We start from the raw sequence: 23,671 nt of genomic DNA, 5'->3' as shown, positions 1-23,671 counted from the left end.
ATGAACTTTAAAAAAATTTGGATGGTGCCGACTTCAGCGGTTCTTGCATTAAGCTTAGCTGCCTGTGGATCTACTGAGACTAGTGAGCAAACGGAAACAGATACAACATCTCCTACTTCTGAAATAGAAGGAACTGTATCCTTCTATACTTCACAGCCAGAAACAGATGCAACTGCGCTAGTAGAAGAGTTTAATAAGCTTTATCCAGATGTAAAAGTTAATACTTTCCGTTCTGGTACAGAGGAAGTAGTCGGAAAAATTCTAGCAGAAAATGAAGCAAAAGATGTACAAGCAGATGTACTTCTAGTAGCAGATGAAGTGACATTCGAAAACTTAAAAAGTCAAGACTTACTAGAAGCATATGAATCACCTGAACTTAAAAATATTCCAGAACAATATGTAGATGAAGATAAAATGTACGTTGGTACGAAAATCATGGCAACAGTTTTAGCCTATAATACAGACCTAGTTGAAGAAGCCCCTACTTCATGGGCAGATTTGACAGATGCAAAAACAAAAGATTTAACAATTATGCCTAGCCCTCTTTACTCTGGTGCCGCTGCGTATAACTTAGGAATTTTTACGCGCACTGATGGTTTAGGATGGGACTTTTATGAAAACTTAAAATCAAATGGTGTAACAGTTGGACAAGGTAATGGAACTGCATTACAAGGGATTCAATCAGGCGACCAAGCTTATGCGATTATTGTGGATTATTTAGTAACCAATGCTAAAAAGGATGGTTCTCCAATTGAGTTGGTTTACCCTCAAGAAGGTGTACCTGTTATAACAGAGCCAATCGCTCTTATGAAAGATGCTGAAGATCCAGAAGCTGCTCAAGCATTTATCGATTTTGTGTTATCTAAAGAAGGTCAAGAATTAGCGGCTAGTCTAGGCTATGCACCAATTCGAACTGATGTGGAAGCTCCAAATGGCCTTAAGAGTGTAAGTGAACTGAATGTCTTAAGTGCAGATGTTTCAGAGCTTTTTACAAATCGTGAAACAGATAAAGAACAATTTAAAACGATGTTTGGGGAGTAAAAAATGACGGGAAATTCATTTAATGATGAAACATTAGATCGCTATAAGTCATTAAATACAAAGAAAAAAAGCAGTGAATGGTTTTCACTGCTTTTTAAGAATAAAAATTTATATTTAAGCTTACTTATCATTCTAATTGTTTTTGTTATTCCAGTTATTCGATTATTTTTGATGAGCTTTCAAGCAAATGATTCCTTTTCGTTTGAAAACTATACGAATATATTAAGTGAAAAATACACATGGACGGTTATAAAAAATACTTGTCTAATCGTAGTTGGATCTACTGTCATATCGCTTATAGTCGGTGTATCTTTAGCTTGGATAATGGCCTATACAAATATCCGGTTAAAAAAATTGATGCAAGTATTTATACTACTCCCTTTTATTATTCCTTCTTATATTGTTACCATTGCTTGGACACAATTTGTTGGCAATATAAAGGCATTTGATATTAACCTTTACTCTATGGGGGGCATTATTTTTGTCCTTGGTATTTCTCACTATCCACTCGTTTATTTATTTACCGTAAACGTGTTGAAAAAAATTCCACGTGAGCTTGAATGGGCTGTAAGAGCTTCTGGAGGCGGACAATTGAAAGCCTTTTGGCACGTTACTGTTCCATTGGCATTACCCGGTATTGTAGGTGGAGGAATGATTGCATTTTTATCAAACTTGGACAACTTTGGAATTCCCGCTTTTTTAGGAATTCCATCTAATATAACGATTTTAAGTACTGCCATTTACCAGGAAGTTATAGGCTTTGGAGAAAATGCATTTTCCCGAGCTGCAACATTTTCTGTTTTACTAGCAGTTTTTGCATTATTTGCAACCGGTATTCAATGGTTTTTATTGCGCAAATCTAAAGTAACAGAAACCGCTGCTGCTGATAATTCTCCACGGTTTTACTTGTGTAAATCACGTCCGTTCGTTGAATTTAGCATTTGGCTGTTTATAGTTGGAGTAAGTATTGTTCCATTATTATCGATGCTAAAAACATCCTTGCTAAAAGTATATGGACTGTCGTTTACACTAGAAAATATTACACTTCATAACTTTAATTATCTTTTATACGATTACGATAAAGTGGCCACTGCACTATTAAATAGTTTAAAACTTGCAGGATTAACCACTCTCATATGTCTTATAATTGGAACGCTTGTCGCCTACTTTAGAATTCGCAAGCCCTCTTTTTTAACAAAGGCGTTAGAAGTTTCAATTAGTATTCCATATACATTGCCAGGAATGGTATTAGCTTTAGCAATGATTTTTACATGGATGCAGCCCATTCCAGGATGGAACCCCGGCATTTACGGTTCCATTTGGATTCTATTAATTGCTTATGTAACACGATTTATGATTTTACAAGTACGTGGCAGTTCTTCAGCATTTACTCAAATTTCAGTAGATTTAGAAGAAGCTGCACATATTTCGGGTGCTAGTACTTGGAGTAAATGGAGATATATTTTACTACCGCTTATTTTACCAAGCGTTTTAAGTGGAAGCATTTTAGTTCTCTTAACGACATTAACAGAACTAACGATTTCTTCTCTCCTTTGGTCATCTGGATCTGAAACAATTGGCGTCATTATTTTCAATTTTGAACAAGCTGGCTATACGACTTACTCGACTGCCTTCTCTGTTATCACACTATTATTTATGGGCATTTTGGCAGCGCTTGTGTACGGCATCATATATATTTGGCAAAGGAGTGTAAGAGCTTCATGAAAACAGAACTTATAGAAATAAAAAAACAATTTGGCACTTTTCAGGCATTAAAAGGAATTAATCTAACGATTGAAGATGGTGAATTTGTTGCAATCGTTGGTCCATCAGGCTGCGGTAAAACGACCTTATTACGTTTACTTGCTGGATTTGAGACCCCAAGTGATGGGCAAATTTTAATGCAGCAAGAAATTGTTGCATCGAAAACTAATGCATTACCTCCTGAGAAGAGAAATATAGGCCTTGTATTTCAATCATTTGCATTATGGCCTCATATGAAAGTTAAAGAACAAGTAATGTTTCCATTGAAGCATCACCGCTTTGTTAGACCGGAGCTTAAGAAAAATAGCGAAGCCCGTGTAACTGAAATGTTAAATATTGTTGGTTTAAGTCATTTAGCTGATCGAATGCCAAGTGAATTATCGGGTGGACAAAAACAGCGCGTTGCCATTGCCCGGGCATTAAGCGCCTCCCCTTCATTGCTTTTAATGGACGAACCGTTGAGCAGTCTAGATGCAAAACTTCGGGTCGAACTTCGCAACGAAATTCAATTAATCCACCAAAAAATAAAAACATCCATTGTATATGTAACTCATGATCAAAGCGAAGCATTAGCAATGGCTGATAAAATAGTTGTTATGAAGGACGGATTAATCGAACAAATTGGAACACCGGAAGAAATTTATTTCTATCCACAAACCGAATTTGTAGCATCGTTTATTAGTAAGGCGAATCTAATTGAAGGCAGCTGGAATGGAGATTATTTCTCCCCTTCCACTTCACCATCTACTCGTTGGTATTACCCGAATGTTGCGGATTCTTTTAAGCAATCCGGAGTTTGTCCTGTTAGACCTGAGCAATTGCAATTATCAAAGGATTCAGATGGACTATGCGGGGAAGTAAAAAATCTATTATTCCAAGGTAGGGAAGTATCTTGTATTGTCAATGTTAATGGGAAAGAAATTCACTTCATTACAGGCATTCACAACTCACTTAAAATTGGGGATCATGTTACTTTGAATGTAACTAATTTATAAAATAGAAAGGTCGGCTAACTATTTTCCAGTTAACCGACCTGTGTTTTTGTTGTTCATCATATATATCCAAATAAAATTTTACTACGTTCCTTCATACCTATCTATAATTTCATTTGCTAAATTGTAAAACGCTTCAAACTGACCATCATACCCCCATTTTTGTTTAAACGTTGCGTGTTGCATTGTGTAGTCTGCAGCACTTGCCATTTGATTATCTTCTTTAAAAACCGAATTGAATACTGGCACTTCAAGTTCCTTTATTAACTTATCCAGCGTATTTTTATGAACCTTTGAATTTTCTTTAAATTTCGTTATAACAATGCCCAATGCTTCAATCTTCATATCCATATTTTTCGCAAACTCATTAACGCGATTTATAATTTGGGGAATGCCATATGTAGAGAGAATGTCAGGGATTGTTGGGATAATATAGCCATTTGCGATGCGGATGCCGTTTAGCGTAATAATGCCCAAATTAGGAGGACAGTCGATTAAAATATAATCATAGTTAAATTTAATGGGTCGAATTGCTTTCTTTAATATTTCAATTGGGTTATTTACGTAAAATGGTCCAGTTGGCATTTTTGCTAGAACATCTTGAACATTAATAAGATCCAAACTTGATGGAATTAAATCTAAATTTTTAACAGATGCAATGTTAGATACGTTTTTTTGGAGTGTTTTTTCTAGTATGAATTTTGTATCGTCAGGCTCTAACACTTCCTCAAAAAGTGTTGCTAATGTATACCCTTGATCATTTAGTTTCTTCCAAGCATTTTCTCCAATTAACATTGTTGTTGCATTGGTTTGTGGATCGAGGTCAATGAGTAGGACCTTTTTCTTGAATTCAGAAGTTAACATTTCTGCAAGACCCACAGTTGTAGTCGTTTTCGCTACGCCGCCTTTAAGATTTATTGTCGGTATTACAATTCCCAAACATTACACCCCTCTCACCTTTAGCTTCCCTTTCAATAAAGTATGTATATTATGACCTCAACATTATTAATTAATGAGTTTTTAATGATTTATTCGAAGCCAGTTGCAAAAAGAGACATTTCTCGGGAAATAATTTGGAATATTATATTGGAAATCGTCGAAAAGTGTGGGGTAATATATTAATTCGTTCTACCTGTCATTTCACTCATCTAAAAAACGCCTTCCAACAAACTTATGGAAAGGCGTTCTCTCCCTACTTTTTCGCTCACCAGATCTATTAAAACACTTGAGTGCCTCTACAATAAGTTGCTATGATTCGATGTTTAAATTCATGATTTTCATATATTGAATCTTTATGTTTTGCATAGCTATTTTGTTTTGTCACAATAAATGGCGCCTCTTCAACGATTGCAAAATCTGCATCAAAACCTACTGCAATTTTACCTTTATTCGCGATTTTAAAACGTTCAGCAGGTGCTTCAGCTGTTAATTTTGCTACAGTCGTTAATGAAAGCTGATATTCTTTAGCTACCTCTAACACCGAAAGAAGTGTAAATTGACCACCGTTAATACCACCCCACGCCTCAAAGAAATTGCGCTTCGATAAATCCTTTAAGTCTGGAGAACATGGAGAATGATCAGAAGTAATAAAATCTATTTTCCCTTCTACAACCAATTCCACCAACTTTCGCTGTACATTTGGAGCACGTAATGGGGGAGCACATTTTGCATAAACACCATGCGACTCAAAAGCTTCATCATTGAATAGTAAATAATGTGCGCACGTTTCAAGCGACACATTAAGCCCTCGATTCTTCGCTTCATTTATAATGTTTACAGCTTCAGGACTGCTAATATGAACAAAATGCAAGGCACATCCTGTGATTTCTGCGTAAGAAAGGGCACGTTGCACCGCTTCTACCTCTGCCGCGATCGGTCGGGATTCACAGTAATCTTTTGGCGTAAGCTTGCCTTGTTCAAGTTTCTTTTGTGAAAGAAAAGATGTCATTTCATCGCTTTCTGCATGCAACGCTAAAATTTTCCCAAGACGGCTAATTTCCTTCATACCTGTAAGCAGCTCCATATTATCTACTGACTGAAAAGGTTCAAATCCGGAGTTTGAAATAAATGCTTTAAAACCTATAACACAACGCTCAGCTAATTGTTCTAATTTATCAATATTTTCGGGAACAAGTCCTCCCCAAAATCGATAATCAATTATTGATTTTTTGGCTGCTAATTCCTCCTTCAATTGCAATGAAGGGATATCGATTGTCGGTGGATTGCTATTAAGCGGCATATCAAAATATAAAGTCGCACCACCCGCTGCAAGCATTCTCGATCCTGTTGCAATCCCTTCCCATTCCACGTTTCCCGGTTCATTAAAATGGACGTGGGCATCAATTGCACCAGGCAGTACAATTTTCCCTTCCAACTCAATAACATGTGCCCCATTATTCTCTATAACAGGAGCGATTTTTACAATGACACCATCCTTTACAGCAACGTCACAAACTGAAACTTGATGAGGTTCAACTATTGTTCCACCCTTCAAGAGCAAATCAATACTCATGTTTACCCCTCCTTAACTGCAACGAAGGATGGTGCCCCGTAGTAGTCTAATGCTGCCTGTACTCCTTCTCCGCGATTTGGTTCAAAACCATTGCGAATTAGTGCTGACTCTAATGCTTGTAAAACTGCAAATACATTTTCTTTCCGACAGCTGTAGCCCATTGTACCAATACGCCAAATCTTCCCTTGTAGCGGTCCGAATGAAGATGCGATTTCCACACCAAATTGTTCTAGCATCATCTTTCGTACATTGTCACTGTCAATTCCCTCTGGAACTACGATGCATGTAACAGTTGGCAGTTTACAAGACTTATCTCCGAAAATTGATAATCCCATTGCTTCTAGCCCTTTTATAAGCGCCGCCTCGTGATAGCTATGTCGTTCAAAACGCTCATTTAATCCTTCTTCTAAAACAATTCTTAATCCTTCGCGAAGTGCATAAAGCATCGACGTTGCCTCAGTATGATGATTCAAACGTCGAGGGCCCCAATAATCCTGTATCATCGCTAAATCAAAGTAGTTGCTTCGAATCATGTTTGTTCTTTTTTGAGTAAATTCTTCAGCCGTAGCAATTCCATATTCTACTTTTTTACGTTTTTGAATGACTGCCTCTATTCGATTATTGTATGTTATTGGTGCCATACCCGAAGGAACGGATAAACATTTTTGAGTACCTCCTACGATTCCATCAATAAACCAATCATCGACCGAGATATTTACGCCGCCAATTGAAGCAACAGCATCAACTATGAGTAATACATCCTGTTCTCGACATACTTTTCCTATTTCGTCTAACGGCTGCATACACCCTGTAGACGTTTCTCCGTGAACAATTGCTACTATTTTCGGCTGCACATCTTTTATTTTATGAATAATATCTTGCTGATCAAACACATGCCCCCATTCACATTCCATAGTGTGAACCTCAGCACCGTAACGTTCGCAAATCTCAACAAGAAGGTGACCGAAACGGCCGAAAATGGGTACCAGCACTTTATCGCCGGGTTCAATGCAGCTCGCTAATAACACTTCATTGCCTGAACGAGATGTTCCATCAATTGGGAAGGCCCATTGATTTTTTGTTTGGAATAATAAACGAAGCATTTCCATTACTTCATTCATGATATTTGTAAACGCTGGATCGAACTGCCCTAAAATTGGTGTACTCATTGCCTGTAAAACACGCGGATCTACTTCTACAGGACCAGGTGTCATGATTGTTCTTGAAGGGGTTTGTAATTGTTTAAATTTCATCCTAGTTCACTCCTTAATAAGCTAATCGATATAAATAATCCATTAAAACTAATACACCATTTTCCAAATGCTCAGGACTTGTATACTCAAGTGGAGAATGACTGATTCCATTCTTGCTCGGTACGAAAAGCAGTGTGGTTGGCAAATGCTGTCCAAAAACTTGGGCATCATGACCTGCACCACTCACCATCGTTGTATATTTCAGCCCTTTTGAAGAAATTTTGTCCCGCATTAATTCGTGTAATGCTGTATCCAATCCAACCGGGGTAATATCCGTCCATTTTTCAACAGATAATTGAATCCCGCTTTTTTCCGCTAATGTACGCACAAGTTGCATGGCCTTGTGGCAATAGTCTTCTAAAACCTCCGATTCATGATGTCGAATATCTAATGTAAATTGGACATTTCCTGCAATCACATTTGGAACATTTGGTTTTACAACAATCTGACCTGTTGTTACACGCAATGATGAGGATGTTGTTTTCGCTAATGCTGTTAGCTTACTTATGGCATTAGCAGCACAAACCATCGCATCTTTTCGCTCTGTCATTGGCGTTGTACCTGCATGGTTACTTTGACCATTTAACGAAATCGTAAATCGTTTTTGACCAACAATATGACTAACCAGGCCAATATCTAACTGATTATTTTCCAGCACTGCACCTTGTTCAATATGAATTTCAAGAAAATGTTTAATATCCGACCGCTTTTTCGAACTGTAAGCGCTTATTGGAAACCCTGCATCTTCCATTGCTTGAATAAATGAAACTCCTTCTTTATCAGTAGTTTCTTCAACTGTTTTTAATGAATAGTCGCCCATCATATTTTTCGACCCCCAATAGGTAAGCGGAAAACGACTCCCCTCCTCCTCACATAGAGACACAACTTCGATTGTTTTTTTTGGCTGACCATTGCTTTCGACTAAACGCTTTACTGCCAGCAAACTAGCAAGAATGCCATAGGCGCCATCATATTTTCCACCTTGTACAACTGTATCAATATGTGATCCAGTCAATATAACTGAGTCTTTTTCTTGTGAACCTTCTATTCTTCCAAATAAATTCCCTACGCTATCAAAATAAACCTGCATTCCACAATCTATCATTTTTTTCTTTAAAGACTGCTGTGCCTGGACCCACTCTTTTGAGTATAGCAATCTGGTCACGCCACCTTCAGTTGTTGCGCCGAACACTGCAAGCCAATCCACCAGCTTTTGAATTTCATTTACATTAATTGTTGCATGGACTTCATTCATAGATGACACCACCTTTTCTGTTAGTTACGGTATAACTATTTTAAAAAAAGCGGTATTGTACTTCATCGGCAATTGTGTTAAAAAATTTCTCAATTTTAGTTAATGTAAACAAAAAGGAATATTTTCCATCGATTTTATGTAAGTTTTTATAACACACTATTTTTTTAGCGTATTTTATGATAGCTTTTATAACATAAAAAGAAAATCGCTAGTACCTTGTTTAGTTCCTAAGCAGTTCACACTTCCATTAAGAAGTCACCTTGTACCTACACAAAAGGAAAACTGAAACCTTAAAGAACTAGGCAAAGTAGCTAGACATTTTACAAAAAGGAGGTTTTCTTGTGAATATTCTACAAATGTTATCCCAGAAGGAATTAGCACCGATCTCTTTAGTTGCTGGTGAGGAGAGTAAATATCGCCAAATTAGTTCTATTACTATGATGGATGCACCAGATATCATCCCGTATTTACGGCAAAATGAGTTAATTATTACGACAGCATATCATTTAAAGAATAATCACAACTTCTTCCAAGAGTTAATTCGTGAAATGGCCGCAACTGGTTGTGCTGGTATCGCCATTAAGAAAAATCGTTTCTTACATGAAATTCCACAAGATATTTTACAACTTGCCAATCAGCTCCATGTCCCTTTTATCGAATTACCTGAGCATCTATCATTAGGTCAAATTAACTTTTTGATGACAGAAAAAATTTTACAAAGCGAAGCGTCCCTTTTAACACATGCGATGGATATTCATCGACAATTCACTCTATTAATTTTAAATGGTCAAGGAATACCAAGACTTGTTCGCCAATTATCCTCTCTTATCGGAAGAGAAGTTCAGTTAATAAGCCCTTTTCTACGTTCAATGTACTCGGCACAACAGCATATTCCGGCATTAAGTACTATTCAAAAAATGGCTAGCAGCGGATTTCAATACCCTATTTCTTCAAATAAGGTCTGGACATTTTCTTTATTGCAAGATCGAGAAGCATACACTTTATATCCAATTAATATTAACACTGAGAAATATTGTTACCTAATGATTAAAGGATTTATTGATGAACAAGACATCATTACTCGCCTAACCATTGATCAGGCAATTAACGTGCTATCTTTTGCCATTATGCAAGAGCAAGCGCTCCAACAACAAAAACGAAATATACGCAATCAACATTTACGCGACTTCTTAGAAAACGAAGGTCATTCATTGATTGTTTTAAAAGCGATGTCACAGGAGCTTGCACTACCATACCAGCAAGGATATCTATGCATCATCGGACATGTAACAACAAAAACACCTTCGTATACATTCCAGCCTAATTTTACGATTGAGCAAATCCATAAATTTTGTGAGGAAGCTCTACAGGCAACACGAATTCCAATTCATTCATTTACATTAAACAACGAGCTAATTTTCCTATATGAACTGCATGATACAAATACTGACTATACATTGTTTTTAACAGAACTCTTTACAGAGCTCGAAGCTTCTATACACCAATATTTCGACTTGCACATGATATTTGGAGTAAGTAATCAAACACACAACTTTTCTGAAATTCAACGTGCTTATAAAGAAGCACAAAGTACAGTTTTAACATTGCGCAGCAGAAATCGTGTCATTTCCTTCTATAAAAAGAAAGAAATAAATGAACTATTACAAATGATTCCACAAACAGATTTGATGAATTATCAGCGAATGGTGTTTAAAGCATTTTCTACACTGCCTGAGGATGAGCAAATGATTTTATTCGAAACATTGAATGAATATTTAGAATGTCATTGCCAAATTTCCGAAACAGCAAAACGCCTATATGTTCATCGTAATACAGTTATTTATCGAATAGAGAAATGCGGCAATTTATTACAGAAGGACTTAAAAGATCCAGAAGTAACCCTCCAGCTCCGATTAGCACTTCGGATTCGCAATCATTTAATTATTGAGCAGCATGCGTAAGCAACAAAAAACATTCAGTTACTTTACCTAAATGTCCTTAAATGAATTAGCCACTTCAACTAAAGACAATTGACTGAATATTTTTTATTATGTGATAAATAATTACATGAACAGTTATATTATCTTGCGAAATTATGGAGGAAATTTTATGAATGAACATATGAGTGCACCTAAAGCTGCCTCTACATTGCAGCAGGAATTATATTAGTGGCGCTTAGATTAATACCTAAATCGCAGCACTTGCCACACTTATTCCAACATCCGTTTTAGGCGGCGCTACTGTTGTTATGTATGGGATGATTATCTCTTCCGGAATTAAAATGTAAAGTACAGTTGATTTTTCTAATCAAAATAACTTATTAGTAGTCACTTGTTCCGTATCACTAGGATTAGGTACTACTGTCATACCAGAATCATTCTCAAGTCTGCCAGGACTAAAAATGTTAGTTGGCGACAGCTTGATTACAGGCAGTATAACTGCAATTTTCTTAAATCTAGTTCTTTCATTTAAAGTTTCTAAGAAAGTGAAAAAAGATAAAATACTAGAGACATCCATGGTCTCTCAAGGAGGCAATTAATAATGGCAGCAACTTTAGAAAAGTTGAATAGTTTTACTGAGGGAGAATTTATTAAAACTTTCGGAGAAATTTTCGAGCATTCTCCTTGGATTGCAAAAAAAGCTTTGACGAACCGTCCGTTTTCGTCAATTGAGGCAGCCTTCTCTACAATGAAACAAATTGTGGAACAAAGCGGAGAAGATGCACAACTTGCACTAATTAAAGAACACCCAGAGCTTGGTAAACGGATTAAAATGAGCGAGTCCTCTGTACGTGAACAGAGTGGCGCAGGACTAGATTCACTTACACTTGAGGAATATGACATTTTTTCAGAATTAAATAATGCCTACATGGAAAAATTTAATTTTCCATTCATTATTGCGGTAGCGGGAAAAGATAAAAATGATATTCTGCTTGCGATGAAGGAACGTCTTTCTTCTACTTTTGAACAAGAGTTCCAAACTGCACTACAACAAATATATAAAATTGCAAAAATACGATACGATTCAATAATTGAAAATCTCGAATAAGGAGGTCTATCCATGCCATCATTGTCTACACATGTTCTCGACTTATATCACGGCACTCCCGCTCAAAATGTACAGATTGATCTATATTTTCAACAAGAAGACGAGTCAAAACAGCTCATAAAAACGGTGATTACTAATGCCGACGGACGTATTGATGAACAGCTTGTGACAAACGAAATTTGGAAACCGGGCACATACGAGCTCGTTTTTTATGTAGAACAATACTTCAAGGAAAAGTCAGTACAGCTCCCTACTCCAAACTTTTTAACAACTATCCCTATCCGTTTTAATATGACAGATACCCCGTCTCATTATCACATACCATTACTCGTTACACCTTGGGGCTACCAAGTATACCGGGGCAGCTAAAAGGGGTCCGTCCAAAAAGTTTTTTGGACGGAATTTTATCAACAATTATTGTATTAACTGCACAAAGAATAAGGCTGTTTAGTTTAGTAAGTGATTACTAACTATGCACAGGAAGTTTAGTAGAATTTTTTGCTTTCTGAACGCCCTTTTATGTGCAACAACCTTCCAATAACCCTTTATACACTAACTCATTATGTAAGATATTCTTCCGTTTACTAATCGATTCATTAGTCAGTTCGCACAAAACATTGTCTTAATTTTAGATGGACCGATGAAGAAAGTTAATTTTCTAAATGTTAAGATAAATCTGTAAATCCATGTAAGAAAAAGTTACATAAAACAAAAGGGAGATGTGATATATGAGTTTAGAGAATTTAAATGAGCAAGTGAGACGGGACCTTTCTTATATTTCGCATATCGGAACTGATTGGGTGAAACCTGTTGTACACACTGAGGGACATGTTTACGACGTTGCAATAGTTGGTGGAGGTCAAAGCGGACTTTGCACTGCCTTTGGATTAAAACGCGAACGTATTACAAACATTACGATATTGGATGAAAATCCGGCTGGCATTGAAGGACCATGGATTACGTATGCACGAATGGTAACATTAAGAACGCCAAAACATCTTCCATCAATTGACTTAGGAATACCTTCCCTTACGTTCCAATCTTGGTGGATTGCTCAGCATGGCCAGGAATCTTGGGATCGTATGGAAAAAGTTCCGCGTGAAGAATGGATGAATTATTTAAAATGGTACCGTGAAGTGCTTGAACTTCCTGTTCAAAATGAGGTAAAAGTTGAATTAATCGAACCAATTGGAGAAAAATTATATCGACTGCACTTATCAGGAAACGGAGCAAAGTCAAATTCCATTTTAACTCGTAAAGTTGTGCTTGCAACCGGGATTCAAGGCGGCGGCGAATGGCATGTGCCGGATATCATTAAAAAGGCTCTCCCTAAATCTCTATATGCACATACTTCAGAAGCAATAGATTTTGAAACACTTAAAGGGAAAAAAGTCGGGATTCTTGGGGGCGGCGCATCCGCATTTGATAACGCGAATTTTGCACTTTCAACGGGTGCAAAAGAGGTCCATACTTTTGTTCGACGCAAAGAAATGGTTAGGATCAACCCAATGCGTATCCTTGAGCAGTCTGGCATTATCGAACGTTATCATACTTTAAACGATGCTGAAAAATATACAGCAATGGCACACTTTTTTAAAATCAATCAACCCCCGACAAATGATACATTTAACCGTGCAAGTTCATCGGAAGGGTTTGAGTTGCACCTTGATTCACCTTGGCTAGAGGTAAAGGAAACAGAAGAAGGTGCTTATGTTCGCACACCACATGAGACCTTTATTTTTGATTATTTAATTATTAGCACAGGTCTTGTTACTGACCCTGCGTTACGCCCAGAATTGAAAGCCGTAGAGCAATACATTACTCGTTGGGGCGACGTTTATAAAGCTAGTCCCGAAATTGCGAATACATTAATTGATGCACACCCTTATTTGTCCCGTGGCTTTGCTTTTGTTCCAAATAGTGAAGAAGGAAAGGCTGCATTATATGGACTATTTGCCTTCAACTACTCAGCATTAATTAGCTGTGGTATATCTGCTTCCGCCCTATCAGGCATCCGCTTTGCGATTCCAAAACTTATTTCAGCAATTGCAGACGAACTGTTCCAAGACGATAAAAAAGAAATTTTAAAAGACTACTATGAATACAATATTATTGAATTTACGGGAAACGCTAAAATCCCTGCAAATTAACAGCCTCTTAGAATCGGGCAGTCCCCCTTCTGGATTGCTCGATTTAAAATACATAGCTAAAAAAGCGACTGATTTTCTATAAAAATCAATCGCCTAGCTGTCTTATATTCAATACTATTAAATTACTTCCTCAATAATTGAGCTTCCCTCTGTTTCTTCAGTATCAAGCCATTTCCAATTTTCATATAACTTGATTCGCCCATCTGGCAAGATTTCAGGTGTAGAAATACATTTTCCGCCTCTAATTTCATTTTTCACATTGACATGGTTATATCTAAATTCTAAGGAACTATCTTCTCTTACAATTCCAATTAAGGTACCCTTTAAAATCTCTCCTCCACTATATGAAGCTGAGATGATATTTCCATCTTGTGTATATTCGAATAAAGTTTTGGAAGATACCTCTCCATTGCTTGTATTTTCAATTGAAATAAATTTACGACCGTTATAATTTATCATTTCATATCCTTCCTTCTACATTTTTAACTAATTATACCATTCGCTAAGAAAATTCATGTCTCTTTCCTCAAATAAATCCATTATGCTGAACAAAAAAAGTATTCTAAAAAAATAATAAACTAGCATTTATTCTGGAGTTTTTAGTAATTAAACTACTGATAGAATCCCTAATTATCCCAATTAATATATAGATTTATTACATTATTAAGTTTCCTAATTAAGTAATAAAATGTATGATATTCCAATTATATTTTATTATTCTCAATTAAATAAATATTTATTAATATATTCTTTTAAAAGGGCTTAATTAATCGAGTAGGAGGGAGTGATTAACTCCCGACCTCTCACACCACCGTACGTACGGTTCCGTATACGGCGGTTCAATTAAGATGAATAACGCAAAGTTTCGTAACGAACTTTCAGACTTTTCAGCCCTTGGCTTTCCCAATAGGAATTGCCGAGGGTTCTGTGTAATATGGGGCTTTTAGAAATGCGCCAGTACCCTTTTCGGGTGTTTCCCCACTCGTATGCTTTTCCATAAGGAACTTTCAACCGAGTAAGATTTCTGACTCTTGTTTGAGGTTTCTTCCAATTCTTCCATAGACACATCCTTAATCTTCTTTTAATCCAGCTATCTAGTGATTTGAATATGGAACTCGTATCTGCTAATGCAAAATAACCACACCACCCCATTAGATATTGGTTTAACTTCTCGATTCTGTATTCCATGGAGTATGGCATCTTTCTTGAGGTAATCTCTCGTATTTTCTTCTTCATTCGAACTAAACTTGTTTTCGCAAGACGAACCTTTGGTTCTTTATGATTCGTGAAACTAAAACCTAAGAACTTCCGATTCCAAGGACGGTCTACTGCTGATTTCTTTTCGTTTACTTTTAAACGAAGTTTTCCTTCGATAAATCTTTGTACACTCGCCATTACTCTTAGTCCCGCACGTTCTGTTTTCACATAAATATTACAATCATCTGCGTATCGAACGAATTTATGTCCACGTTCCTCCAACTCTTTATCGAGTTCATCTAGAACTATGTTTGAAAGTAAAGGACTTAAAGGTCCACCTTGTGGTGTTCCTTCTTCTGTACTTGAAACCACTCCATTTATCATGACACCGGCTTGGAGGTATTTACGAATAAGTTTTAATAAAGGTTTATCTGAAATTCGTTTCGCTAATGTTGCCATTAGTCGGTCATGATTGACCTTATCGAAGAATTTCTCTAAATCCATATCAATCACCCATCGATAACCTTCCTTTATATAACCCTTTGCTTTCCGAACGGCGTCATGGGCGCTCCTGTTTGGACGGAATCCATAACTCTGGTCCGAAAATGTTTTGTCATATTCCTTCGATAAAATCTGCGAGATAGCTTGTTGAATCAAACGGTCTGTCACGGTTGGGATACCTAGTAAACGCACACCACCATCTGGTTTCGGGATTTCGACTCGACGTACTGGTTGCGGTTCATAGGTTCCATTCAAAATCTGCGATTTAATGCTTTCCCAATTTTCGAGAATGTGCTGTCGTAAGGTTTGTACGGGCATCATATCTACTCCATGGCTTCCTTTATTCGCTTCAACTCGCTTTAGCGCTTGTATCATGTTTTGCCGTTCGAGAATTTGATCCAACATCACCATTTCGTTCCTTTCCGTGATTAGCTTATCTTCTTATGCCCATCTGAACTCCACCCTCCGCAAATACCCTCGTGGGATTCACCACTACTTTCTAAGCGTGAGGTTTCTCTGTTTTCTGTGCTTATTCATTCTAGATGGAAAGCCAAGGGCTAATCTCTCTCAATTGTTCAGTCCTTCCGAGTAATTCTAGACCTACTCGTACTATGACCTCTGCTGACTTCTGACAGTTCAGCTACTTGTCTCCAAGTAGGTTATGAAGGGTACTTCACGTTTCTGTCAGACCTCCCCGGGTAAGCGCATGCACTTTCACACCATCTATCCGCCTCATTTACTTGATATGACCTTCGACAGAAGGAACTTTGTTTTGTAGCGCAAACTCATTCAATCATACCTAGCCTTATATGAGATTCGTGTTCCTCGGACCGGTGTTTTGCCTCCAGCTTCCTTCAGATTCCGCGTCGCCACGGACACCCTTGCTCTTAGCTAACCTCTACTTCTGTCTTCGGGGTTCGGGACTTGCACCCTATAGTTCATACGCATGCCGGGCGCACACTAAAAATATGAACGATAAATTAAAAGAGTTTCACTACTTTATGTACATTTTAATTCATTAAGATAAACCATTGCTTACATAAAAAGTGAATATATCACATTTCAAATAAGGAGAAAACGACAAATGAAGTTTTTAAAAAATTTAAAAGTATTACAGAAGCTTATTTTGCTAATAGCATTATTTGCGATTTCCGCATTATCAATTGGCTTTGTCAGCATTAGCAGTCTTTCAAGCACTGCAAATAGTTCTAATACTATTTACAAAGACCAATTGCTGCCAAGTCAAATGTTCAGTGCAATTAGTGTAAACAATCGTGCTATTAATGCTTATTTGTTGGAATTAATGATAACGAAAGATAATGAACGTAATGAATATCTTAATGAACGCATTGATGTAAATATAGAAGAAACTCGTTCCTTATTAGAACAATTAAATTCTATGTCACTACATGATGAAATTGAAAAGCAACTGGAATCATTAAACTCTATTAATACAGATTTAGAGGTTTCCAGAGATAGAGTTAGAGAACTGGCAATGAATAATCAGAATGATGAAGCATATAGTATATTTCAAAACGAGTTAGAAGAAAAACGAGTTATGTTAAATGACCTTTTAACTAGCATTGAAGATTCAAATACAACAAATGCTGAAAGCGTATATAATGAAGCACTTCAAACAGCTGATAGTGCCAAAAGAATTGTAATTATTACTATTCTAGTATCACTATTTATAACAATTACTGTAGGCATTTTAATTTCAAGGTTAGTTACAGTCCCTATTAAAAACATGCAAAAACTATTAGGACTAGTAGAAAATGGCGATTTCACTGTTCAAGGGGACTACCAATCAAAAGATGAAATTGGAATGTTGAATAATTCCTTTAATAGAATGATTGAAGGTGTTAATACAATTATAAAAACTGTAGGCGATACTTCCGAACAAGTTGCAGCAGCTTCAGAAGAACTAAGCGCCAGCGCAGAACAAAGTACAAAAGCAAGCGAACATATATCTACAACTTCTCAAGAATTAGTCATTGGGGCGGAGAATCAAGTTGAAATTATAAAAGAAAGTACTAATGTTATAGAAACTATTAATAATGATACTCAGCAAATTTTTAAAAGCACAGAAGAAGTGTCAAGTACCGTTAATCATGCAACTCAATTGTCTGCTGAAGGAAGAAAAGTAATTAATGAAGTAAATAATCAAATGGAATTTATTAATCGCACGGTAATTTCCTTAGTCGACTCATTTAACCAACTTTCAAACCGTTCAAGAGAAATTGGACAAATCAACGAAGTGATTACAAACATCGCAGAACAGACTAATCTTCTAGCACTAAATGCTGCCATAGAGGCTGCTAGAGCTGGAGAACATGGAAAAGGGTTTGCGGTTGTCGCAGCAGAAGTTAGGAAGCTTGCTGAAGAATCTGCTAATTCAGCTCAGAAAATCTCTAGCTTAGTTTCAGATATTCAACAAGATACAGATAAAACTTTGAAGACTGTTAATGAAGCTACTGGTGAAGTCAAAGAAGGAATCGCTGTTGTTAAAGTTGCAGGAAATACTTTCACCCAGATTGAATCTGTCATTACAAATGTAGTTCCCCAAATTGAAAACATAGCAAAAAATGTGCAAAATCTTTTAGATGGAACGTGTCATGTAAATAAATCGATCACGGAAGTAAGCGAGGTTGCTCAAGAAACAGCATCTGGAACACAGTCAGTTACAGCAGCAACACAGGAACAACTTGCATCAATGGAAGAAATAGCATCATCTTCACAAGCACTTGCGAATTTAGCGGAAGACCTCCAATCGCTTATTAGACAATTTAAAATTTAAGTTAATTTCACCATTTAGCTATTTATAATATAGGGAAAATAATAAGAGCCTGGTTTGATAATCTACATAATCAAACCTGGCTTTTTACATATTACAAAATTTTGTACTATTAAAAAAGGCATTCAGAACAAACCTGTCCTAAATACCTTTTATAAAATTATGAGGTTATCTTCTATTGGCTTTTCATTTAAAGAAATTTTTCATTTAAGTTACTGAATTAATCATACTGGAATATTACTTATTTTCTTCAAGGAAGAACTTTTCGATATCATCTAGCATTAAGTTAGCAGCTACTACACCGCCAGCTGTATTCCAGATTTCATCGCTTACTTTATGGATATTCCCTTCTTTAACTGCACTTAAGTTTTTAAATAAAGGATCATTTACCCATTCTTCTTCTAACTTCGATGCTTCGCCATCACCTGTTTCATAAGAGAAGTAGAAAATAATATCTCCATCCATAGCAGGTATACGTTCTTTTGTTACATTTTTCTCTGCAAAATCATCGACATTTTGAGATTCAGGACGAGCAAACCCTAATTGGTCTAATATAACACCTGAGAATGTATCTTTATGATAAATACGAACATCTCCAGCCATAAACCGTACGATGGACACTTCTTTTTGTAATTGATCACCTAATTTGCTTTTTAGGTCTGCAATGCGATTATCAAAATCTTCAATTACTTTTTTCCCTTCTGCTTCCTTATTCACAGCTTTAGAATAAAGCTCGAAGTTTTTCTTCCAATCTCCTCGTAAATCTTCAGCAAAAACAGTTGGTGCAATGGTGCTTAGCTGCTCATAGATTTTTTCATGACGCATTTTATTTCCAATAATTAAATCTGGTTCTAATGAGGCAATTGTTTCTAAACTTGGCTCCCCTTCAGTACCGACACTTGTTACACCTTCCATATCATCCTTAATATGATCGTACCAAGGATCTCCAGTCCAAGACTCGACGGCTCCTACTGGTTTAACACCTAAAGCTAGTAGGGCTTCTGTGCCCTCATTTGTTAAAATAACAATTTTTTCAGGTGTTTTTTCGATTTCAGTTGTCCCCATTGCGTGCTCAACTGAATAACCTTCTGTACTAGATGATTGATCATCAGATGTACTTTCTTCGTTCGAAGTTTCAGCCTTGTTTCCGCATCCACTAAGAACGATAATAAATAGTAGAACAGTTAAAAATAAAAGTTTATTTTGTTTGAAATATATAGACATATTTCCAGCCTCCATTTGATAATGATAATCATTTACATTCTGAATCATATTGGATAAAATAGTCCATGTCAACATGTAATTGAAAATGATAATCAATTATAAAAAACTTCAAGTTATTAAATTATTAATACATATATAGGAGAAAAGAAATATGCAACTTCATAATAGAAATAGAAAAATAGCTGGATTGGTATTAGGATTCGTTTTACTACTAATCGTAAATTTTCTAAGCCTTGTTCTTGGATATACGGATTTAACTATCAATACTGTGATTGATGCTTTTAACCATTTTGACGGTTCGAACGAACATATTATTATTCAAGATGTTCGATTACCTAGGGCATTAATTGGAACAGTTGTGGGCGCGAGCCTTGCTATAGCCGGTGCTTTATTGCAGGCCTTAACAAGAAATCCCCTTGCCTCTCCAGACATTCTTGGATTTAATGCAGGAGCCAGCTTTTTCATTGTTATTGCACTCATGTTATTTTCTATTACTTCTTTACAGGCAACAACTTGGATTGCTTTCCTTGGAGCAACGATTGCTGGTCTTTTAGTCTATTTCTTAGGATCGATTGGTCGGGATGGGATGACACCTATAAAAATGACGCTTTCAGGAGCAGCCATTGCTGCACTTTTTGGATCATTGACACAAGGCCTACTTGTTATGGATGAATCTGCATTAGATCAAGTGTTATTCTGGATGTCTGGATCCGTCCAAGGAAGAAAACTAGAAATTTTACTTTCCGTTCTCCCCTACATAGTAATTGGTATAATCATAGCTTTAGCCATGGCAAATAAAATCAATATTTTAACTATGGGCGATGATGTTGCAAAGGGACTAGGGCAAAGGACCGGATTTGTTAAGTTAACAGCTGGTATAGCTGTTATTTTACTTGCTGGCGGTTCCGTTGCTATTGCTGGTCCAATTGGATTTATTGGAATTGTCGTACCGCATGTTGTAAGAACGTTCATAGGCAATGATTATAGATGGATTATCCCTTACTGTGGAATATTAGGTGGGATTTTTCTTGTAATTGCAGATATAGGCGCCCGTTATGTGTTGATGCCTGAAGAGGTGCCAGTTGGAATTATGACAGCATTGGTAGGTATACCATTCTTTATTTATATTGCACGCAAAGGTGGAAAACTAGCATGAGAAAGTACACTTCTGTAAGAGCTTTTCGTGAGAAATTCTCTTTTTTAGTTGACCGTAAAGCATTTAAATATAATATATATTTCCTTATTTTTCTTGGTGTTATTTTCCTTCTAAGTGCTGGAATGGGAGAACAGATTTTCTCTCCATGGAAAGTAATAAATATTTTATTTGGAAATAGCAGCAGCTTTGAATCGATGATTGTTCAATCATTTCGTATGCCAAGGATTATAATATCCATCTTGGTTGGGGTAAGCCTAGCAGTGGCCGGGGCGATTTTACAATCTATTCTTCGAAACCCATTGGCATCACCAGATGTAACTGGAATTACCGGAGGAGCATCTGTAGCAGTTGTTTTGTTTTTAGCACTATTTAGTAATGAAAGTAATGTTTTAACTGTAAGCATACACTGGATGCCTCTTGCTGCGTTTATTGGTGCAACAATTATTGCATTTCTACTCTATATACTTGCATGGAAAAATGGATTATCACCCTTCCGTTTAGTACTTATAGGAATTGGATTGTGGGCTTTAACAAAAGCATTAACCAATTTATTTATGATTCTCGGACCCATTGTTCAAGCAAGTCAGGCGAATGTATGGATAACAGGTTCTGTTTATGGAGTAAATTGGAGTAATGTTCAAATTTTAGCTCCAATCACTATTATTTTATTAATTATTGCTTTTATAATGACCAGACATTTAAATATCCAAGAGTTGGGAGAAGATATTGCTTTAGGTATTGGGTCGAAAGTTGAAAGACAGCGTTTAGGAATGCTTTTACTAAGTACAGCATTGATTGGAAGTGCCGTTGCATTTGCTGGTGGTATAGGCTTTGTTGGTTTAATGGCACCACATATTGCTAGAAAGTTAGTAGGGTCATCATTCGGAAATCTTTTGCCGCTTTCAGCAATTATAGGAGCAGTCTTAGTATTACTGGCAGATACAATTGGCAGAACCCTCTTTTTGCCAGTCGAGGTTCCGGCCGGCGTATTTACTGCCACAATTGGAGCACCTTACTTTATCTATCTTTTATATAGACAGCGAAATGCTTAAAAAGGAGTGATTACTATGCATGTATTAGAAACAAAAGATTTGACCTTAGCTTACGGAGACCAAATTATTATAGATCATTTAAACATTACCATCCCATATGGTGAAATAACTGTTTTAATAGGCAGTAATGGTTGTGGCAAGTCTACCCTTCTTCGCTCAATGGCAAGATTATTAAAACCACAGAGCGGCGCCATTTTGTTAGATGGAGAAACAATGATGAAATTGCCTACAAAAGATATCGCAAAAAAGTTAGCTATTTTGCCCCAAGGACCTGTATCCCCTGAAGGTTTAACTGTTTTACAATTAGTAAAACAAGGGCGTTATCCATATCAAAAATGGTACCAACAATGGTCTTCAAAGGATGAAGAAATTGTGCAAAACGCTCTGCAATCAACAGGTATGGCTGAGCTTTCAGAACGTTTAGTTGACTCTTTATCTGGAGGACAAAGACAAAGAGCATGGATCGCTATGACACTTGCCCAGGATACAAATACAATTTTATTGGATGAGCCAACTACTTATCTTGATTTAACCCACCAAATTGAAGTTTTGGATCTTCTTTTTGAGCTGAATGAAAAAGAAAAAAGAACAATTGTCATGGTATTGCATGACTTGAACTTAGCTTGCCGCTATGCACATCATATCATTGCAGTTAAGGACAAAACTGTTTTTGCTCATGGAAAACCAGAAGATATTGTAAATCGAAAGTTAGTTCAAAATGTCTTTAATTTAGACTGTGAAGTAGTTGCAGATCCTGTATTTGGAACTCCAATGTGCGTTCCATATGGAAAAGGAAGGAACTTAAATGGGGTGAAAGATAATATTGTACCCGTTCACGCCTAATGAGCTAAAAGTGCTTGAGGATAAATATCGGTTAACATTTCAAACAAATTCTTCACCTCTATCCGTTCAAGTAAGTCATTTAATAAATGACAATCAGGCTCACATTTATTTAACTACTGTGAAAGAAAAAACGAAGTCAGCTAACCTAGGTGTAGCAGCCTCTCTCTTTGTTAAAAGATATAGCTTTGCAGTACTAATCGCATTATATTCAATGAGTGCGTTTAACAAACGAATCAACTTTTCAATTGATAATTTATCAGTTGAAACTTTAGATGAATCGGATATACTATGGCTCCCTTCGATAAAATTTAATGACATAAATTTAAGCCCAGCATCTCAAGAAAACAGAGCAAGATGGAGAAGTGAAATTTTAAAGGAGATATTTGCAAACCATATCGAAGTGTTATTTAAACAATTAAGTAGTGTCTCAAAACTATCGAAAATAATAATGTGGGAAAACCTTTATATATACATTGTTTGGATGTATAAAAATCTTTTGGCCGATCAACTTTATTCGAAGAGCCATCACAATATTAAAGAAGATTTTGATATGATTACTGCATATGGTGAAAGTATATTATTTGGCGATTATAAAGAAAATCCTTTTGTAAAATTTAGAGGCACAAATGATTGTCAAAGCATTCTAGGGGAAACAGTCTATAATCGAAAAACTTGCTGTTTATCCTATTTAACCGAAAATAAAGGGTACTTTTGCAAAAACTGTCCAATAAAACGGAAACAAAGTAATTAATCAAATGTCTGTATTATTTGTTCAAAAGAAAAGCAATTTCATCAAGCCTACTATCTTCAAGATGATAACAAGGGCGCTATCGAGTAGGAGGGAGTGATTAACTCCCGACCTCTCACACCACCGTACGTACGGTTCCGT

The 23,671-nt window shown here is 36.5% G+C and carries 20 protein-coding genes; 13 read left to right on the top strand and 7 right to left on the bottom strand.

Annotated elements, in window-relative coordinates; translation table 11 throughout:
- Genes MKY04_RS02415 through MKY04_RS02405 form a run of 3 tightly spaced genes read left to right on the top strand, consistent with a single transcriptional unit; the run spans position 1 to position 3,800 of the window.
- On the top strand, positions 1-1,041 hold the full coding sequence (locus MKY04_RS02415) for an ABC transporter substrate-binding protein (RefSeq protein WP_246020365.1): 1,041 nt from the start codon (positions 1-3) through the stop codon (positions 1,039-1,041).
- Positions 1,042-1,044: 3 nt separating this feature from the next.
- The gene (locus MKY04_RS02410) at positions 1,045-2,766 is read left to right on the top strand and encodes an ABC transporter permease (protein WP_126294940.1); all 1,722 of its coding nucleotides are present in this window, start codon (positions 1,045-1,047) and stop codon (positions 2,764-2,766) included.
- Positions 2,763-3,800 (top strand): ABC transporter ATP-binding protein, encoded by a 1,038-nt coding sequence (locus MKY04_RS02405; protein ID WP_126294939.1) that lies wholly within the window; start codon positions 2,763-2,765, stop codon positions 3,798-3,800. The genes MKY04_RS02410 and MKY04_RS02405 overlap by 4 nt, the downstream gene beginning before the upstream one ends.
- An 81-nt stretch (positions 3,801-3,881) precedes the next feature.
- On the opposite strand, the gene MKY04_RS02400 is transcribed toward MKY04_RS02405, so the two are convergent.
- The 4 genes from MKY04_RS02400 to allC form a co-directional block, all read right to left on the bottom strand.
- Positions 3,882-4,736 (bottom strand): ParA family protein, encoded by an 855-nt coding sequence (locus MKY04_RS02400; protein ID WP_126294938.1) that lies wholly within the window; start codon positions 4,734-4,736, stop codon positions 3,882-3,884.
- Between the two features lie 277 nt (positions 4,737-5,013).
- The gene (gene allB, locus MKY04_RS02395; RefSeq protein WP_346235255.1) at positions 5,014-6,309 is read right to left on the bottom strand and encodes an allantoinase AllB; all 1,296 of its coding nucleotides are present in this window, start codon (positions 6,307-6,309) and stop codon (positions 5,014-5,016) included.
- Between the two features lie 2 nt (positions 6,310-6,311).
- Positions 6,312-7,562, bottom strand: a complete 1,251-nt coding sequence (locus tag MKY04_RS02390; RefSeq protein WP_126294935.1) for a pyridoxal-phosphate-dependent aminotransferase family protein — start codon at positions 7,560-7,562, stop codon at positions 6,312-6,314.
- A 13-nt stretch (positions 7,563-7,575) separates the two neighbouring features.
- Positions 7,576-8,817, bottom strand: a complete 1,242-nt coding sequence (gene allC, locus MKY04_RS02385) for an allantoate deiminase (RefSeq protein WP_126294933.1) — start codon at positions 8,815-8,817, stop codon at positions 7,576-7,578.
- A 341-nt stretch (positions 8,818-9,158) separates the two neighbouring features.
- Here allC and MKY04_RS02380 point away from each other — a divergent pair, with 341 nt between their 5' ends.
- From MKY04_RS02380 to MKY04_RS02365, 5 genes are all read left to right on the top strand, one after another.
- Positions 9,159-10,778 (top strand): PucR family transcriptional regulator, encoded by a 1,620-nt coding sequence (locus tag MKY04_RS02380; RefSeq protein WP_126294932.1) that lies wholly within the window; start codon positions 9,159-9,161, stop codon positions 10,776-10,778.
- Between the two features lie 230 nt (positions 10,779-11,008).
- Positions 11,009-11,104 carry a solute carrier family 23 protein gene (locus MKY04_RS22240; RefSeq protein ID WP_421664544.1) on the top strand — a complete coding sequence of 32 codons (96 nt, stop codon included), beginning with the start codon at positions 11,009-11,011 and terminating at the stop codon, positions 11,102-11,104.
- Positions 11,105-11,358: 254 nt separating this feature from the next.
- Positions 11,359-11,865, top strand: coding sequence for a 2-oxo-4-hydroxy-4-carboxy-5-ureidoimidazoline decarboxylase (gene uraD, locus MKY04_RS02375; protein ID WP_346235254.1), 507 nt, complete (start codon positions 11,359-11,361; stop codon positions 11,863-11,865).
- A 12-nt stretch (positions 11,866-11,877) separates the two neighbouring features.
- Positions 11,878-12,234: a hydroxyisourate hydrolase gene (gene uraH / locus MKY04_RS02370; RefSeq protein WP_126294928.1), complete on the top strand. Its 357-nt coding sequence runs from the start codon at positions 11,878-11,880 to the stop codon at positions 12,232-12,234.
- A 359-nt stretch (positions 12,235-12,593) separates the two neighbouring features.
- Positions 12,594-14,015 carry an NAD(P)-binding domain-containing protein gene (locus MKY04_RS02365; protein ID WP_126294926.1) on the top strand — a complete coding sequence of 474 codons (1,422 nt, stop codon included), beginning with the start codon at positions 12,594-12,596 and terminating at the stop codon, positions 14,013-14,015.
- Between the two features lie 117 nt (positions 14,016-14,132).
- On the opposite strand, the gene MKY04_RS02360 is transcribed toward MKY04_RS02365, so the two are convergent.
- Together MKY04_RS02360 and ltrA are read right to left on the bottom strand one after the other, a co-directional pair.
- Positions 14,133-14,474: a n-acetylglutamate synthase gene (locus MKY04_RS02360; RefSeq protein WP_185807753.1), complete on the bottom strand. Its 342-nt coding sequence runs from the start codon at positions 14,472-14,474 to the stop codon at positions 14,133-14,135.
- A 384-nt stretch (positions 14,475-14,858) separates the two neighbouring features.
- The gene (gene ltrA / locus MKY04_RS02355) at positions 14,859-16,121 is read right to left on the bottom strand and encodes a group II intron reverse transcriptase/maturase (protein WP_346235866.1); all 1,263 of its coding nucleotides are present in this window, start codon (positions 16,119-16,121) and stop codon (positions 14,859-14,861) included.
- A 676-nt stretch (positions 16,122-16,797) separates the two neighbouring features.
- On the opposite strand from ltrA, the gene MKY04_RS02350 reads away from it, so the two are divergent.
- Positions 16,798-18,510, top strand: a complete 1,713-nt coding sequence (locus MKY04_RS02350; RefSeq protein WP_346235253.1) for a methyl-accepting chemotaxis protein — start codon at positions 16,798-16,800, stop codon at positions 18,508-18,510.
- 234 nt (positions 18,511-18,744) lie between these two features.
- On the opposite strand, the gene MKY04_RS02345 is transcribed toward MKY04_RS02350, so the two are convergent.
- Positions 18,745-19,731, bottom strand: a complete 987-nt coding sequence (locus tag MKY04_RS02345) for an ABC transporter substrate-binding protein (protein WP_126296249.1) — start codon at positions 19,729-19,731, stop codon at positions 18,745-18,747.
- Positions 19,732-19,882: 151 nt separating this feature from the next.
- On the opposite strand from MKY04_RS02345, the gene MKY04_RS02340 reads away from it, so the two are divergent.
- From MKY04_RS02340 to MKY04_RS02325, 4 genes are read left to right on the top strand one after another with little or no spacing between them, the layout of a single operon-like run.
- Positions 19,883-20,887 carry a FecCD family ABC transporter permease gene (locus tag MKY04_RS02340; protein WP_126296250.1) on the top strand — a complete coding sequence of 335 codons (1,005 nt, stop codon included), beginning with the start codon at positions 19,883-19,885 and terminating at the stop codon, positions 20,885-20,887.
- Complete coding sequence (locus MKY04_RS02335; RefSeq protein WP_126296251.1) at positions 20,884-21,939, top strand: FecCD family ABC transporter permease; 1,056 nt, start codon at positions 20,884-20,886, stop codon at positions 21,937-21,939. The genes MKY04_RS02340 and MKY04_RS02335 overlap by 4 nt, the downstream gene beginning before the upstream one ends.
- A gap of 15 nt (positions 21,940-21,954) precedes the next feature.
- Complete coding sequence (locus MKY04_RS02330) at positions 21,955-22,782, top strand: ABC transporter ATP-binding protein (RefSeq protein WP_126296252.1); 828 nt, start codon at positions 21,955-21,957, stop codon at positions 22,780-22,782.
- Positions 22,763-23,533 (top strand): (2Fe-2S)-binding protein, encoded by a 771-nt coding sequence (locus MKY04_RS02325; RefSeq protein WP_185807837.1) that lies wholly within the window; start codon positions 22,763-22,765, stop codon positions 23,531-23,533. The genes MKY04_RS02330 and MKY04_RS02325 overlap by 20 nt, the downstream gene beginning before the upstream one ends.
- Positions 23,534-23,671: the final 138 nt, after the last annotated feature.

Origin of the sequence: Lysinibacillus telephonicus (assembly GCF_039654155.1) — a bacterium.
Classification (GTDB): domain Bacteria; phylum Bacillota; class Bacilli; order Bacillales_A; family Planococcaceae; genus Ureibacillus; species Ureibacillus telephonicus.
Note: the sequence above shows the minus strand (reverse complement) of the source record. Positions and strands in the feature narration are given on the sequence as shown.